Source organism: Carnobacterium sp. ISL-102 (assembly GCF_018612935.1).
In the GTDB taxonomy this organism is placed as follows: Bacteria; Bacillota; Bacilli; order Lactobacillales; family Carnobacteriaceae; genus Carnobacterium_B; species Carnobacterium_B alterfunditum.
Genome location: NZ_JAGGRF010000006.1, coordinates 99259 through 116216, shown reverse-complemented (window position 1 = coordinate 116216; position 16958 = coordinate 99259). Strand labels below are relative to the sequence as shown.

Below are 16958 nucleotides of genomic sequence, written 5' to 3'. Positions count from 1 at the left end.
AAGCAAAGAATAGTGAATTAAAAAACCGTTATGGACTGATAAAATCTAGCAGTAGCGGTTTATTCGGTATGACTATACAAAGTGCTTCTACCGTATTTATAGCAAATATGAAGAGAATACTTAGAATAATAGGTGGATAATAAACCTCAAAGAGGACTAAAATGGATTAAACTAAGAAAGCGGAAAAATGGGCACTCCCATTTTTCCGCTTTCTTGTTTACTATTAAGTTAGTCTCCGCTAGATAAAACTACTTTTTCAGCAGCCTCGAAATAACGCCCCTCTCTTTTTATCGTTTATTGAACTCGTTAAATGATCGTAATAGCAATCATTGTAAGCAAGAAAAGAAAAGATACTACATGCATAGCTTTTTTTACTTTGAAAAATTCTCCCTTTGCTAATTTAAAAATAGGGTATGCTACAAAACCAAATGCTAATCCATCAACAATACTTGAAGTTAAAGGAATCATCACTAGAATTAGAAAAGCTGGGAACCATTCACTGAAATCATCAAAAGGAATGTGTTTTAGATTTTCCATCATAATTGCTCCAGTAATAACGATAACTGGTGCTAATGCTGCATTAGGAATATAAGATAACAGTGGCGTGAACAACAACGAAAGTAAAAATAATACTCCAGCCGTCACAGCCGTTAGCCCTGTCTTACCTCCAGCTTTGATGCCAGATGCACTTTCAGCTGCTGCTACAGTTGGACTTGTTCCAAACAAAGCAGATACTATAGTCATAATTCCACTAACTTTAAAAGCACTTTTAAAACGTGTCTTATCTTCTAACATACCTTCAAAAAGACCTATCGCTTCAAAAATCAAGATCATCGTTAGTGAGAATACAGCTAATAAAAAAGGTACGCTAAAGAGTGTTGAAAAATCAAAAGCCCCTATAAGTGCTGGAAATTCAGAAAGATTACTTAATGAAAATGAAGAAGCACTAACTTCATGAACACGAGTTATCAATGAGATGATAGTAATAACTACAATTCCAATAAAAAAGCTGCCGGGTACATTTCTTAAATACAGTACACCAGATAGTAAAATCCCGATAACAGCTAATAATACCAGCGGTTGAGATAAATCTCCTAAAGCGATAAAAGAACTGTCTCCTCCATCAACAAGAATACCACCATTTTCTAACCCGATCACAACTAGAAAAAGACCGATTCCAGCTGTGATTCCATGTTTCAATGACTCCGGAATAGCATCTGCTAACAATTTACTGATAGAAGTATAAGCAATACCTGTAAAAATCACTCCAGAGACAAAAATCACTGCTAATGCTTGCTGCCAGGAAAGACCCAACGAATCAACGATCGTATACGTAAAGAACGCATTTATTCCCATACCTGGTACTAGGACTATAGGTGCTTTCCCCCACAATCCCATCATTATACTGCCGATAGCTGAAATAATGATCGTACTAAAAACACTTAGTTCAGCAGGAATACCTGCATCTGCCAATATTAAAGGATTAACGACAATGATATAAGACAATGCGAAAAATGATGTAGCACCTGCAATCATTTCTTGCTTAATGCTTGTTTGCTTTTCTTTCAATTTAAAAAATTTCAAATTCTTTTCTCCTTTTCGATGTGTTTTTTAAACACAAGTAATCTGGAGACATGGGCTTGCATTCTTTATAAAGCTTGCATAGCAAAAAAGAAAGATTTCTTTCTTTACACGCCCCAACACTCTATTATATCATCTATAGTATAAAAAGTCATGGATTTCATACTACCCTTAGCAAGTCTAAAAGCAACTTTTTTTAACAGAAATTTCGTATGATTGATTTAACTGACTGCTTCTTACGAAATAATATAGAATCAAAAAAGCTAACAGTTCATCANNTGATGAACTGTTAGCTTTTAGTTTTCTAAATAATATGGATCATGGTTTCTTGATCTATTTCTTTTTTTAAAAGAACGAGCCCATTTCCTTCTATTTGGATATGCTCTATTTGATTCTCATTTAAAAAGGATGGAATGTTTAAATCATACTGCTCTGGAATAGCTGAAGTTTCTAGATGGATTTTTTCATTGGACGTATTTAAAAGGGCAATTACAAATTCTTCCTTGCTTACCAATCTAATAATACCCATTAATCCACCTTGCGAAAAGGGATAAAAATCGCCTTCTCTTAGGCTACCTTCTTTATTACGGATAGTGCTCATTTTTTTTGCAAACAGTTGAATCTCATTATTTTCTCTTCCCCATGGATACATTCTGCGATTATCCGGATCTTCATTTCCTTCTAGGCCCGCTTCATCTCCATAATAAAGACAAGGAACTCCCGGCAGGACAAATAATAAAGCCATCGCTTGCTTTAATTTTGATACATTGCGGTCTAGTATTGTTAAAATTCGTTTAGTATCATGTGTTCCTATATTATTAAAATTACTTTTGAATGCTTCGGCAGGATAATTCTCTTTCAAATTCATCCATTTTTCAGCAGCTTCTTGTGGAGTGATCGTGTTTTGGAGCAGGCCTATAATAATCTCACGAAAAGGATAATTCATCGCTCCATGCAACATACCACCTTCAATATAATGGCGACGCTTGTTGTAAGAAATTTTATTCGAAACGTCCTCCCATACTTCTCCAATTAATACAGAATTTGGAATCGTTTCGCCCAATGCTGATCGGATGCCTTTTAATACATCATCCGACAACTCATCCGCTACATCTAGACGCCATCCGCCTATGCCTAACTTTGACCACTTTCGTATAACGCTATTTTTGCCTTCATAAATAAATGAACGGACCTCTGGATGTTCTGTATTCAACTTCGGTAAATCTCTAACGCCCCACCATGACTCATAATATTCCGGGAATTTTTTAAAAGTATACCAATTAGAATAAACACTTTCATTAGACTGATAAGCACCCTTTTCATCATAAGTTCCAAATAAATTAAAATAGCGGCTGTCTGCACCAGAATGGTTAAATACGCCATCCAAAAGAATATGCATACCATTTTTTTCAGCTTTTTGAATGAGCTCTTTAAATGTTTCTTCATCTCCAAACATAGGATCGATTTTCATAAAATCACCTGTATCATATTTATGGTTGCTGCGCGCTTCAAATATAGGACTAAGGTATAAAATCGTTATACCTAATGTCTTTAAATAAGGCAGCTTTTGGATGATTCCTTTTAAATTTCCACCATAAAATTCCCAACGAATGACTTCTCCATCTTTATTTTTGATGTACATGGGCAAATCTTCTTGATGGGCATAAAGAAACGAATTTCTTTTAGGATTCAATACAGTTCCGTCCTCATTGCCATTGCAGAAACGATCAACAAAAATATGATAGGCTACTCCCTCGCGATACCATTTAGGCGAAGGATCTTCGTAAAGATAACTGGTTAATTGATAAGGTTTCACTTGGTGTTCATCTTCGTAAATTTGTCCTTCTCCACCCTTGAATCGTTTATTATTTCCATAATAAACGATTCTTGTTTGGTGTTCTTTTTGAAGCGTTAGTTTAAAGAAATAATAATACAATCCTTGACCTTCTGTTAATTGAATCGTTACTTGGTGTTGAGAGGGTCCGTCTGAACGCATTTTGACTTCGAATGTATCTCCAAAATCTTTTTGTACGACAAGACATACTGGTTCAACGACCGGGCATTCGCAAGTAAGAGTAAAGGTTACTTCTTCATTGACCGATACAGCTCCAAAAGGTTTTTTGTATTCTGTTAACCAAGAATTGTAATAAATCGTTTCCGTCATTTTGTTTCCTCAGTTCTATTGTAGTTCCAGTTTCTCATTTGACTTTAGACTGGCTGATTTCCTTTAAAAAAAACTTTATCTTTTGTAGGTCTCTCTTTAACATTCCATATTTCCTCTGCATAGCGCATGATCGTAAAGTCCGCTGAAAATGGTCCGGAGCTTGCGATATTGATCAACGCTTTTTGATTCCACAAAGGTTTATCTTGATATAAGATATCTGCTCTTTCTTGCGCTGCAACAAAACTTTCAAAATCTTGCAAGACATAGTATTCATCGTTGTATTGAACCAAAGAGTCATAGATCACTCTGCCTTCTACTTCGATATCGGGAATAGTACCATTTATCAGACACTCCAATATTCTATTTAAACGTGGGTTATTTTTTAGGACTGTCTTAGAAGAATAATGTCCTTCTCTATTCATTCGATTCACTTCATCGTTTGTCATCCCAAACAAGAAAATGTTGTCTTCCCCAACTAGATCCTTGATCTCAATATTTGCACCATCTAAGGTTGCCATGGTCAAGGCACCATTCAGCATCAATTTCATATTGCTTGTTCCAGAAGCTTCTTTACCTGCTAATGATATTTGTTCGCTAATATCTGCAGCTGGGATGATCAACTCTGCCAACGAGACTCCATAATTTTCGACAAAAACGATTTTTATTTTATTTCCTACATCTGGATCATTGTTTACCAATTCAGCTAATGCATTGATAAATTTTATGATTTGTTTTGCATAAATATAACTAGGTGCTGCTTTGGCCCCAAAAATAAAGACTCTTGGCTGTAATTCTAGTTTAGGATCATCTTTGATTTTCAAATAACGATCCAAAATATGCAGTGCATTTAACAATTGGCGTTTATAAGCATGTAATCTTTTGATTTGTACATCAAATAAAGCTGTAGGGTCAAGTTCGATGGCATATTTTTCTTTCGCATATGCTGCAAATCGTTTTTTATTTTCCAGCTTTATATCGGACAACAGGTTAAGCGTTTCTTCGTCTTTTGAGTAAGCTTTAAATTGTCTTAGTTCTGCTGGACTTGTCTTCCATTCTTTACCGATTTTAGCGTCAATCAACTGTGTCAGCTTTTCATTAGCCAAATGCAGCCACCTTCGTTGCGTGATACCATTTGTTTTATTGTTGAATTTAGAGGGATACATTTCATAAAAATCATGCAGTATTTCTTCTTTCAAAATATCTGTGTGCAGCTGGGCAACACCATTTACACTGTGGCTTCCGATGATAGCTAAGTTGGCCATTTTGATATTGCCATCTGAAATAATTGTTGTCCTATAAGTCAGTTCTTCTCCATATAGAGGGATTTTTTTATCTATATGACGTTGATTGATAGCCTCAATAATTTGATAAATACGCGGAATCAACTCTTGTACCATATGAACGGGCCATTTTTCCATCGCTTCTTGCATAATGGTGTGATTGGTATAACTAATTGATTTCTTTGTGATATCCCATGCTTTTTCCCAACTCAATCCTTCTTCATCTAGCAATATACGCATCAATTCAGGAATACATAAAGCTGGGTGTGTATCATTTACATGAATGGCAATTTTATTAGGAAACTCACTCCATGGCAACTGTTGCTTTTTGAAAAAACGAATAATGCTTTGGATCCCTGCAGATGTAAAGAAATACTCTTGGCGCAATCGAAGCAGCTGTCCTTCATAGTTGGAATCATCCGGGTAAAGGACTTCAGTAATTTGATTCACTACTTCTCTTTCAGCGCTTGTTTTGAAGTTTATTTCTTCCTCAGGAGGAATCTCGGCCGACCATAAGCGAAGATTATTAACGACATCATTTTCGTAACCGATCATTCCTGTATCGTACGGTACAGCAAGAATATTTTGAGTGTTCGAATAAATAGGGCGCAACTTATTCTCCCCATCTTCTTTCAAGTAAACTTCACCACCAAAACGAATCATAACGGCTTTGTTTTCTTTTCTAACTTCCCAAATATTCCCGTTACGTAGCCAGTTATCAGGCAGCTCAACTTGGTACCCGTCTACAAATCTTTGTTGAAACAGCCCATAACGGTAGCGAATACCATTTCCATTTCCAGGTATAGCAAGGGAAGCAATTGAATCCATAAAGCAAGAGGCCAACCTTCCTAGACCTCCATTACCTAAAGCAGGATCTACTTCTGATTGAACGATTGCATCAAAATCTAAGCCCATTTCAGCGATTCCGTCTCGAACGGTATCTAAAATACCTAAATTCAATAAGTTGCTTTTCAACATACGTCCCGGTAAAAATTCCATGGAAAAATAGTAGACTTGCTTAACTTGTTCGTCTACATAAAGTTGATTCGTCCGGTTCCAATTATCAGAAGAATAAAATTTTATAAAATTTGCTAAAGCGGCATATTGTTGCTCTGAAGATGAATCTTTTATATTTGAAGCATGCAAGCTTTCAAATACTTTCTTAAATTCTTTTTTAAATTTATTAGTCGTTAATGTCATTTTTTTCTCCCCGTATTCTTCTTTGATTTAAATTAAAAGCAATCACGCTATGCGGCAAAAGAAACTCCAACAGCCAAAATAAGAATAGTTGCCTATCATTATGTGCCCGTCGAAGTTCTCCTTTATGCTTTAAGTACTGCTGTATAGACTCGTATATATTCCTTAGTTGACTTTTCCCAACTAAAATCTTTTGCCATAGCTTGCTCTACCAATGACATCCATACCTTTGGTTCATCGTAGTACACAGTTAATGCACGATCAATGGTTTCAACCATTACAGATGAACGGAAATCATAAAAGCTGAACCCTGTTCCCTCACCTGTTAGCGGATTGAAAGGTTCTACAGTATCTTTTAATCCGCCCGTTTCATGGACGATCGGTAGTGTACCATAGCGAAGAGAGTTCAATTGAGAAAGTCCACAAGGTTCAAAGGCAGAAGGCATAATAAATAGATCGCTCCCAGCATAAATATGCTGAGCTAAGGCCACATCAAAGTCAACGATAACTTTGAAATTTTCCGGGTATTTCCATGTGAAATACTTGAAACTATCTTCATATTCTTTTTCTCCTGTACCTAATATGAGAATTTGAATATTACGGTGCATTAATTCTTCTACCTGCTCTCTTAATAAATCACAGCCTTTTTGAGTAGTCAATCGACTAACCATTGACATCAAAGCAATCTCCTTATTTACAGGCAAGCCAACTCGTTCTTGCAAAGCTATTTTATTAAGTGCTTTTCCTGCTAATTTTTTAGCAGAGAAATGTGCTGGAATCAAATCATCTGTTTCAGGATCAAAGACATCATAATCGATCCCATTTAAAATACCACTTAATTTATAGTTGTTATATCGCAATACACCATCTAAATTTTCACCAAATTGAGGTGTTTGTATTTCTTGTGCGTAAGTTGGACTAACCGTTGTGACTTGATCCGCATAAAAAATACCACCTTTCAAGCAATTGATTTGGTCATAATATTTCAAACCATGATCATGAACGGCATTGTATCCAATACCATATAAATCAGATAACACGAATTGATCATAGATTCCTTGAAATTGTAAATTATGGATCGTTAAAATTGTTTTGATTGATTGATAACTGTCTATCCACTGGTATTTATCTTTTAGTAGAACTGGGATAATCGAAGTATGCCAATCATTTACATGCAATACATCTGGAACGAATGCTATTTTTTCTAACATTTCACAAATTGCTTGCGCGAAAAAAGCAAACCGTTCGCCATCATCTTCAAAACCATAAATACTTGGACGGTCAAAGTAGTAAAGATTGTCAACAAAGTAATAGACAACGTTATCTTTTTCTAGTTTTTTAATGCCACAGTATTGACTTCTCCAGCCAACTTTCACTTCAAACTGAATAACATCTTCTAATTGATCTTTATATTTTTGAGGCATGGTGCTGTACAGGGGTAATACCACGCGTACATCTACACCTTGTTTCTTTAACTCTTTTGGCAAAGCACCTGCGACATCACCTAATCCACCGGTCTTAAAAAAGGGAGCACATTCTGCCGCAGCAAATAATACTTTCATTTCTCAAATCCCCTTTTCAACAGTGATTTCACGGTCTTTTTCAATTACCAATGGATTTTTTTTGGTCCCTTTTAATTTAACTCCTGGACCAATTTTTACGCCCTTATCTAAAATAACGTAATCTAATTCTGCCCCTTCAGCAATTTTACTGCCTTGCATGATCAAGGAATGTCTGACGACTGCTGTTTTTTCAATGGTCACTTTACGGAAAACGATTGAGTCCTCAACTATGCCATCTATTACACAGTCACTGGCGAACTGAGAATTAGTAATGTCAGCTTCTTTTGAATAATAAGTTGGTGCTCCATTTTTCACTTTTGTAATAACCGGTTGGCTACGATAGAATAATGCATTGTAATTATCTTCGTCAAGTAGATCCATATTGGCTTCGTAATAGCTTGAAATTGTTTCAATATTTTTCAAATAGCCAGTGTACTCATAGCCATGTACAGTATTTTCTTTCAAACTATGTTTAATTAAAACGTTGATATCTCCTTTTATTCTATTATTTGCTGCTTCGGTTGTTAATTCGATAAATTTATCCGTTCTCATGATTGCAATTCCCATTCCGATAGCCAATTTTGTCTCTTTTTTTGGAATTTCGCGTGCAGGAAGTAAATCAGCTAATTTACTTTCTCCTTCTATTTCAAAAGATAAACAATTAGCAATCGACTCCGGTAAACAAAATTCTCTTGTAACATTTTTATAGACCACAGTAATATCAGCTTCGTTTGCGATATGGCTTCTTAAAACAGCCTTTAAATCTACATTGCAAAGCATTTTACTGCCCATAACAACAACATACCCTTTTTTAGAATGTTGAACAAAATCAATCTGATCTTGGTAATAGCTGCTGATTTGGTCTGGTTCTAATTTTTCTAAAGCTTCTTTGAATTCAGCTCCTGAGTGAATGAACAATCCGCCGCCAACTGTCGACTCCATCCCCCAAGGATATCCACTTCGTACATGATCCAATAAAGCTCTGGCACTACCTCTTACAAATAGTGCAACCGAATTGACCTCTGCACTATACAAACTGGAAAGAGGAAAATCAATCAGCCTATAACGTGAGCCAAATGGCAATGCCGCTACTGCTCTTCTCTTTGTTAAGGGCATTAATTTTGACTCTGATTCATCTAGATTCACTACTGCGCATAACTGTTCATTAGTCTTCATCTTTTAACCCTCCTACCTCTTCTGCATAGCCGACAACAGTAATATTTTTTTCGTCTCCGATAAGTTGCGCTCCATCATGGATTTTTGCATTTTCTCCAATAATGGCACAATTAATAGTTACGTTCTCGCCTATCGTCACATTGGCCATGATCAAACTATCTTTAATAGTAGAATTTTTACCTATTTTAACGTTGGGTGATACAATTGAATGCTTGACTTCACCTGCAACATAACAGCCATCTGCAATCATAGAATCCGAAACATTGGAGGTTTTAGTTAAAAATTGCGGTGGAGCAGAATAATTTCGTGTGTAGATTCTCCATGAAGAATCTCTTATATTCAATGCATGATTTGGATCTAAAAATTCCATATTTGCTTCCCAAAGACTTTCAATCGTTCCTACATCTTTCCAATAGTCTTTGAATGCATATGCAAATACATTTTCGCTGTTTCTCAAATATGCTGGAATAACATCTTTTCCGAAATCTTCCATCGTCCGATTTTTAGCATAATTATCAATAAGATACCTTTTTAGCATTGGCCAATCAAAAATGTAGATTCCCATTGAAGCTAAATTACTTTTAGGTTCTGCAGGTTTTTCTTCAAATTCAATAATTCGATCTGTCTGATCTGTATTCATGATCCCAAAGCGTGGGGCTTCTTCGAGTGGAACTGGAATAACGCCTACTGTTAAAGCTGCCTTTTTTTCTTTATGAAATTCGATCATATTTTGATAATCCATTTTATAAATATGGTCTCCAGATAGTACTAATAAGTATTCAGGTTCATAGCGGTTAATAAAATCGATATTTTGATAAATTGCATGTGCCGTTCCATTAAACCATTTTTCGCCATCGACACTTGAATAAGGTTGTAAAATAGTCGCACCACCGTCGTGTGTATTTAGCCCCCAGTTTTCCCCATTTCCAACATGCGTATTCAATTCAAGTGGCTGATATTGAGTCACTACGCCGACATTTTTGATACCAGAATTAGCACAATTACTTAACGCAAAATCAATGATCCTATACTTACCACCAAAAGGGACAGCTGGTTTAGCTATATCTCTGGTCAACTTTCCAAGCCTTGTTCCTTGTCCTCCTGCTAAAATCATAGCTAATGTCTCTATTTTTTTCATTATACTATCGGAAGAATCGTCTTGCCATCCTTCCTCTACCCTCCTTTTTATCGTTTAATTTTTTGGCACTCCAAAAATTCTTTTTGGTCTTAAAATCAAAACGCTCATTGCCGGTACAATCAATTCAATTGTATAGTCTTGTTGGTCGGTGGTTTCTTTTACCGTTTTTAAAGGACCTTGATCCTCAACCCAGACTCCGCCGTACTCACTCATTTCAGTATTTAAACATTCTTCATATAACCCTTCAAATGGTACTCCGACCTTATACCCTTTACGCTCAACTGGAACAAAATTACAAATGACGACTACGAAGTCACGCGGTTTTTTCCCTTTACGTATGAACGTTAAAACTGTTTCAGCATCATCTACATCCAAGATTTGGATCCCTTCTGCTTGGTGATCTACTTCCCACAATGCTCGTTCTGTTTTGTATATTTGATTTAAAGACTCCATAAAATGTAAGTGTTTGGCATTCATCTCATCATCCAAACTTCGCCATTCTAATCCTTCATGAATACGCCACTCTAAGAATTGACCAAAATCGTTTCCCATAAAATTAAGTTTCTTCCCTGGATGAACCATCATGTAAGCTTCTAGTGTGCGTAAACTGGCGAATTGATTGTACCGATCACCTGGCATTTTATGCATCAATGATTTCTTACCATGAACAACTTCATCATGAGAAAACGGTAAAATAAAGTTTTCATTGAATGTGTACATAAAAGAAAAGGTAATTAAATTAAAATTATTTTTTCGGAATAATGGATCCATTTCAAAAAATTTCAATGTGTCATTCATCCAACCCATGTTCCATTTGTAATTAAAACCCAACCCTCCCATGTGAACCGGTTTCGTGACTTTTGACCATGCCGTACTTTCTTCAGCGATCATCAATAAGTCTGGATGCCGTTCAAATACTTTTTTATTTAGTTTTTTTATAAACTCAACGCCTACTTTGTTGTGGTTGCTGCCATCTTCATTAGGTGTCCATTCCCCAATATCGTAATCTAGATACAACATACTGGATACGGCATCCACCCTTAAACCGTCTAAATGGAATTGTTCGATCCAATAAAGAGCATTAGAAATCAGAAAGCTCTGAACCTGATTTTTCCCTAAATCAAAGTTCATTGTGCCCCAGCGATTATTTTCTGCTTTATTCTTATCTGCATACTCATATTGCGGTGTTCCGTCAAAATAGACCATCCCATAATCATTGCGGTTAAAGTGACCTGGAACCCAATCCATCAATACTCCGATATTTGCAAGGTGAGCCGCTTCAACAAAATCTTGAAACTCTTCCATTGTGCCAAATTTTGAAGATAATGCATAGTAACCTGTCAATTGGTATCCCCAAGATGCATCTAAGGGATGTTCCATCAGAGGCATGAATTCAATGTGCGTGTAACCCATTTTTTTTACATAAGGAATTAATTCGTCTTTTAATTCAGGAATGGTGTACCAGATACCATCTTCGTGGTGTTTCCATGAGCTGAGGTGTACTTCATAGATATTGAGCGGGCGTTCATAAATAGAAAAGCGTTTTTTATTTGCCGTCCATAAACCATCTTTCCATTTTTTTTTCGGCAAATCTTTTACGATTGAAGCATCATTAGGTCTGACTTCAAATTCTAGCGCATAAGGATCAATTTTTAATTTTACCGTTCCATCAGATCGTTCTATCCGGTATTTATAACATTGTCCTTCCACAGCCTGCTCACTGAACACTGTCCAACAACCTGTCTTGCCTATTCTTTCCATTTCAATTCCTATATGCCAATCTGAAAAATCTCCTACTAAACCAACATTCTTTGCATTAGGAGCCCACACAGTAAAACGAAAACCAACTTTCCCTTCATAATTTTCCTGTTTACATCCCATAATTAAATAACTATCGAAATGCTCTCCTGTATTAAATAAATACAGCTCTTCTTCAAGATCATCTTTTATTTTTTCATTTATTGATTGATTCATCACTTGGTTCACTCCCAACTAAAAAGTTATGCACTTAAAAAAAAGCCATCATTCTATCATCTTATTTTCATTCTACAACGTAATGGCTTAATAATCGACTTAAATTTTCGTTTTTTAAAATTTAAATGTTATTTAATTATATCTGTAGTATACCACTAAAAAAAGACAGCGCTTACTTTTTTATTAAAATATCTTTTTCAAATAAAAAAAAAGATGAAAATTAAATAATTTTTATCTTTTTTCAGAATAAAAACACTTAATTGTTTTTATTTTTTATTGTTTGAACTTCTTTATTATTTGTTGATACACTGAGTGACCAACAAAAAATCAGCTAAATCAATTCAATTTTTATAGCAAGTCTTATAATTTATAATTTTTTTATCAATAACAATTAGATGGTTTGAAATTACCTAAAAAAAGGCTTATGTGTTATCAGAATAATTAATTTTAGTTGGTTTTTTTGTTTCTTTAGAATATATTTTACTAAATCACTAAAAAAGCTAGCAAATTTGGGCTTAGAAGTGCGTAATGGTCTTACAAATGGTAAAATAGAAGTAGCTAAGATCAACTCATCCTTAGTTTAGATAAACAAAGCAACTTACATTAAGGAGGTGAATATATTGGAAATACTATTATTAACTGTTGGCTTTATTGGTTTAGTGATAGCGGCACTAACGCCTCAATCTACTCTAGGAGGACTTTTGGCATTAGCAAGTTTTGGAGGTTATTTTTATTTAAATAGTCTCGAAAATTGGGTTCCAATTATTATTTTTATTTTAGGAATTTGTTTGCTTATCTTTGAAGTTTTTGTACCAGATTTTGGCGTAGCAGGTATCATTGGTTTTCTTTTAATTATTGGCGGTATTTATTTAACCAATGATAATTTTGGATTAGCGTTACGTGATTTAAGTATTGCAGTGGTGGCTTCTTCATTCTTAGTCATCATGCTTGTACGAAGAGGCTATTCGCTAGCTCATTTAGAAAAAATTGTTCTTAGAAATAATTTGGACAAAAAAAGTGGTTTTTCAAGCAACTTTGATGCTTCAGGTTATTTAGGAAAAACTGGAAAAACGACTACACCTCTTAGACCATCTGGGAAAGTACGATTTGAAGATGCAGAACTAGATGTTATTAGCACTGGTGAACACATAGATGCTGACGTTGTAGTTGTGGTTACAAAAGTAGAAGGTTATAAAATTATTGTTAGGAGAGTGGATCAAACATGACAACAGTTACAGATATCACAACAAATTGGATAGGATTTTTATTCATAGCTATTATCGTTATCATCGTTATCAGCTTATTTTTCCGTTTTGTCCCCGTTGGATTATGGGTCACAGCGTATTTTTCAGGAGTTAAAGTCAGTATAGGAACACTTGTAGGAATGCGACTAAGACGAGTAGCTCCACAAGATATCATCCGTCCGTTGATCAAAGCCACAAAAGCTGGTTTAGATATTGATATCAACGAATTAGAAGCCCATTATTTAGCCGGCGGTGACATCAATCAAGTAATTGACGCTTTGATTGCTGCACAACGTGCAAACATTGATTTAGTTTTTAAACAAGCTGCTGCGATCGATTTAGCTGGTAGAAATGTTTTTGAAGCTGTCCAAGTCAGCGTTAATCCAAAGGTTATTGAAACACCTGTCATCGCTGCTATGGCAATGAACGGTATCGAAGTTAAAGCACGTGCTAAAGTAACTGTTCGTGCAAATATCGAACGCTTAGTTGGTGGTGCTGGTGAAGAAACAATCATCGCTCGTGTTGGTGAAGGTATCGTAACTACTGTTGGTAGTGCAGCAAAACATACAGATGTTTTAGAAAATCCAGACTCTATCTCAAAAATGGTTCTAAAAAAAGGATTAGACTCTGGTACTGCTTTTGAAATTCTTTCAATTGATATCGCTGATATCGATGTCGGCCGTAATATTGGTGCCAGCTTACAAATGGAACAAGCTCAAGCCGATAAAAATATTGCACAAGCTAAAGCTGAAGAAAGACGTTCAATGGCGATTGCTCAAGAACAAGAAATGATAGCTGAAGTTCAAAAAATGCGAGCTCGCGTTGTAGAAGCTGAAGCTGAAGTACCTTTAGCCTTAGCAGAAGCGTTCAGATCTGGTAATATAGGTGTAATGGATTATTACAACATGAAAAATATTAATGCCGATACTAAAATGAGAAACTCTATTTCTGGTTCTACAGAGAGAGAAAGTGATGAATAATGGATCCATTATTAACCCTTATTATTTTATTTCTTGTAGGGACTACACTCTTTTCTTTTATCGCAACTATTTATCGTTTCTTCATTTCATTAGTTGTAAACTCGTCTCCTCCGAGAAGTAATCAAAGACAAGGTTCTCAAAGATCAGATTTAAAAAATAGAGAGTCTGTTTCCTTAAAGGATGTTTTTTATGCTAATGAAGCAACCAGACAAAGTTCCAGAAAGAACTCGGCTGTTGATCCTTCACAAAAAAGAAATCAGCAGACACGTTCAAATCAATTGTCCAGTCGTGCGCAGCAAGACGCAGCACGTAGAAGAGCCGAAAATTTGCAGCAAAATCTAAAAAGACAGCCTGAGAATGATCGTTATTCTTCCGCTTCTTATAAAAATGCCCCTAGACAGGAAGCTACTCAAACACAACTTAGGGGAAAAGATTTGACTACTTTAGTCCCGATTGAAAAAGTAACTTCTACAAAAAAGGTTGCTAAACAGTCTAAAACTAAAAAAAATCAGTTTCAAAGAGACTTTGTAAAAGGAATGATCTACAAACAAATTTTAGATGAACCTCGTAGCTTAAGAAAAAATAAATAAACCATCAAGAAAGTTCCTTAACTGGAACTTTCTTGATGGTTTTTTATTTTACGTTAAATAGTGTGAATAGTTCAAATGGCCATTAATTGCCCACATTTCTTCCATTCAAGCTACAAGCAACTTTTTCCCTCTAGAAATTTCGAGTGATAAATTCAATTAATTTATCACTCCTAAAAATTATAAGCCCGTTTTTTAAGGACTAGTTCCCTACTTTATCTTTTCTTCATCGTACTCTAGTGCCTTAAATCCTTGAACTCCAGAACTTACTCGAACAACATTTTCAACATTGTAAACGAAGATTTTTCCATCACCAACTGTTCCGGTGTACAAAGCTTGTCTAGCAGTTTCAATAATTAAGGGAACAGGAATTTTGCTCACAACTATTTCTAATCGAATTTTTGGCAATAGATTGGCTTCTATTTCTACCCCTCTGTAATAAGCAGTTTGCCCCTTTTGCATGCCATATCCTTGTACTTTTGTTACTGTCATGCCTGTAATACCAATAGTATTTAAAGCTTTTTTCAAATCTTCAAATTTAGTCTCATTCGTTATGATATCTACTTTCATTAATGTAGTATCTTCCTCTTCTTTAGGTGCATCAGATGCACTAGCATGAACGGACCGCTGTTGAAATTCAACAGTTGGATTGCTAGTAGGAATAGAATCCATACCTGCAAAAGCTAAGCCAGTTCCTTCATTTTCAAATTTCACCCCTTGAAATACAGGTTTTTGTCCAAAAGGAACCGTAACGAAGTCTCCGTAACTCGATTCTAAACCATGCTCAGAAATATCCATACCAACAATTTCTTCTTCTGGGGCTACCCGTAATCCAATAGTTCTATCAACAAGTTTAAACGTAATGATCATAGTTACAGATACCCAAATAATTACTGAGACTACCCCTAATATTTGAATGCCTAAGAGATTAAAACCACCACCATAAAATAAACCTTCGTCAGTTGCAAAAATTCCCACTAAAATGGTCCCTAAAGCGCCAGATATCCCATGAACTCCAAATGCTCCAACCGGATCGTCAATTTTAGCTTTCTTTTCAACAAATTCGATTCCATAAACTACAGCAATAGCAGAAAGGGCCCCAATAGCTACAGCTCCAAAAGGTGAAACAATTGCACATCCTGCAGTAATTCCTACTAAACCAGCTAATGAGCCATTTAGCGTCATAGAAATGTCCGGTTTTCCATATTTCGTCCACGTTATTATCATAGCCGCCAATGTAGCAGTCGCTGCTGATAAATTCGTGTTTAAAAGAATCTTTCCTATAAGAGTCAACGATTCATCTCCGGTCGCTGAAACCGTTGAAGCTCCATTAAATCCAAACCAAGCAAACCAAAGAATGAAAACCCCTAAGGCTCCTAACGTTAAACTATGACCTGGGATCGCTTTTACTTTTCCTTCTTTATCATATTTTCCAATTCTTGCTCCAACAATCTTCGCTCCAATTAAAGCTGTTACTCCTCCGACCATATGAACAGCCGTTGAACCAGCAAAATCGACAAACCCCAATTGGGCTAACCATCCTCCACCCCAAATCCAATGTCCAGAAATAGGATAAACAATAGTAGATATAATCAAAGTATAAACTAAGTATGCGCTAAATTTTGTTCTTTCCGCCATCGCTCCAGAGACAATCGTGGCAGCAGTTGCTGCAAAAACCGTTTGGAACATTAAAAATACGTATCCTGGTATTGTTGTATCGTAATTCCCTTGTATAAACAAATCAGGTGTTCCAATTAGACCTGCTATACTGGGACCAAACATTATCCCAAACCCAATGATCCAATACATTAGAGAACCGAGTACAAAGTCCATTAAATTTTTCATAATGATATTACCTGCATTTTTTGCTCTAGTGAAGCCTGTCTCAACCATTGCAAAACCAGCTTGCATAAAAAAGACTAAAACAGTTCCTACGATTACCCATAGCGTGTCCACAGATGAAAACATATTGTTGCCTCCTTTTTATTATGTTATAAAATCTAACATTTAAAAAAGAGTCAAACAAGCAATTCACTTTAAAAAGTAAAAATAACTTAAAAAACCTAACAATTCAT

Annotated in this window: 11 protein-coding genes; 3 read left to right on the top strand and 8 right to left on the bottom strand. The window is 35.7% G+C overall.

The genetic code is table 11. The annotated features are described in order from the left end of the window. Positions 1-306: 306 nt before the first annotated feature. From J7E16_RS06000 to glgB, 7 genes are all read right to left on the bottom strand, one after another. Complete coding sequence (locus tag J7E16_RS06000; RefSeq protein ID WP_251006091.1) at positions 307-1584, bottom strand: NCS2 family permease; 1278 nt, start codon at positions 1582-1584, stop codon at positions 307-309. A 301-nt stretch (positions 1585-1885) separates the two neighbouring features. Continuing rightward, a complete protein-coding gene (locus J7E16_RS05995; protein WP_214889867.1) occupies positions 1886-3745 on the bottom strand; it encodes a glycoside hydrolase family 13 protein in 1860 nt (619 codons plus the stop codon). 44 nt (positions 3746-3789) lie between these two features. Beyond that, entirely contained in the window at positions 3790-6225 is a 2436-nt protein-coding gene (locus tag J7E16_RS05990; RefSeq protein WP_214889865.1) for a glycogen/starch/alpha-glucan phosphorylase, read from the bottom strand. A gap of 122 nt (positions 6226-6347) precedes the next feature. Next, complete coding sequence (glgA, locus tag J7E16_RS05985) at positions 6348-7784, bottom strand: glycogen synthase GlgA (protein WP_214889863.1); 1437 nt, start codon at positions 7782-7784, stop codon at positions 6348-6350. 3 nt (positions 7785-7787) lie between these two features. Further along, positions 7788-8960 carry a glucose-1-phosphate adenylyltransferase subunit GlgD gene (gene glgD, locus J7E16_RS05980; RefSeq protein ID WP_214889861.1) on the bottom strand — a complete coding sequence of 391 codons (1173 nt, stop codon included), beginning with the start codon at positions 8958-8960 and terminating at the stop codon, positions 7788-7790. Continuing rightward, on the bottom strand, positions 8950-10098 hold the full coding sequence (locus J7E16_RS05975) for a glucose-1-phosphate adenylyltransferase (protein ID WP_214889859.1): 1149 nt from the start codon (positions 10096-10098) through the stop codon (positions 8950-8952). Before J7E16_RS05975 ends, glgD begins: the two co-directional genes overlap by 11 nt. A gap of 54 nt (positions 10099-10152) precedes the next feature. After that, positions 10153-12072 (bottom strand): 1,4-alpha-glucan branching protein GlgB, encoded by a 1920-nt coding sequence (gene glgB, locus J7E16_RS05970; protein WP_214889856.1) that lies wholly within the window; start codon positions 12070-12072, stop codon positions 10153-10155. Between the two features lie 620 nt (positions 12073-12692). Between glgB and J7E16_RS05965 the strand changes: the two genes are divergently transcribed. The 3 genes from J7E16_RS05965 to J7E16_RS05955 are packed head-to-tail and all read left to right on the top strand — an operon-like array spanning position 12693 to position 14886. Continuing rightward, positions 12693-13298 (top strand): NfeD family protein, encoded by a 606-nt coding sequence (locus J7E16_RS05965; protein WP_214889853.1) that lies wholly within the window; start codon positions 12693-12695, stop codon positions 13296-13298. Then, complete coding sequence (floA, locus tag J7E16_RS05960) at positions 13295-14296, top strand: flotillin-like protein FloA (protein ID WP_034545853.1); 1002 nt, start codon at positions 13295-13297, stop codon at positions 14294-14296. Before J7E16_RS05965 ends, floA begins: the two co-directional genes overlap by 4 nt. Then, a complete protein-coding gene (locus J7E16_RS05955) occupies positions 14296-14886 on the top strand; it encodes a hypothetical protein (RefSeq protein WP_214889850.1) in 591 nt (196 codons plus the stop codon). The genes floA and J7E16_RS05955 overlap by 1 nt, the downstream gene beginning before the upstream one ends. Positions 14887-15093: 207 nt before the next feature. Here the strand turns inward: J7E16_RS05955 and J7E16_RS05950 are convergent, their stop codons facing one another. Further along, positions 15094-16851: an ammonium transporter gene (locus J7E16_RS05950; protein WP_214889848.1), complete on the bottom strand. Its 1758-nt coding sequence runs from the start codon at positions 16849-16851 to the stop codon at positions 15094-15096. Positions 16852-16958 lie beyond the last annotated feature (107 nt).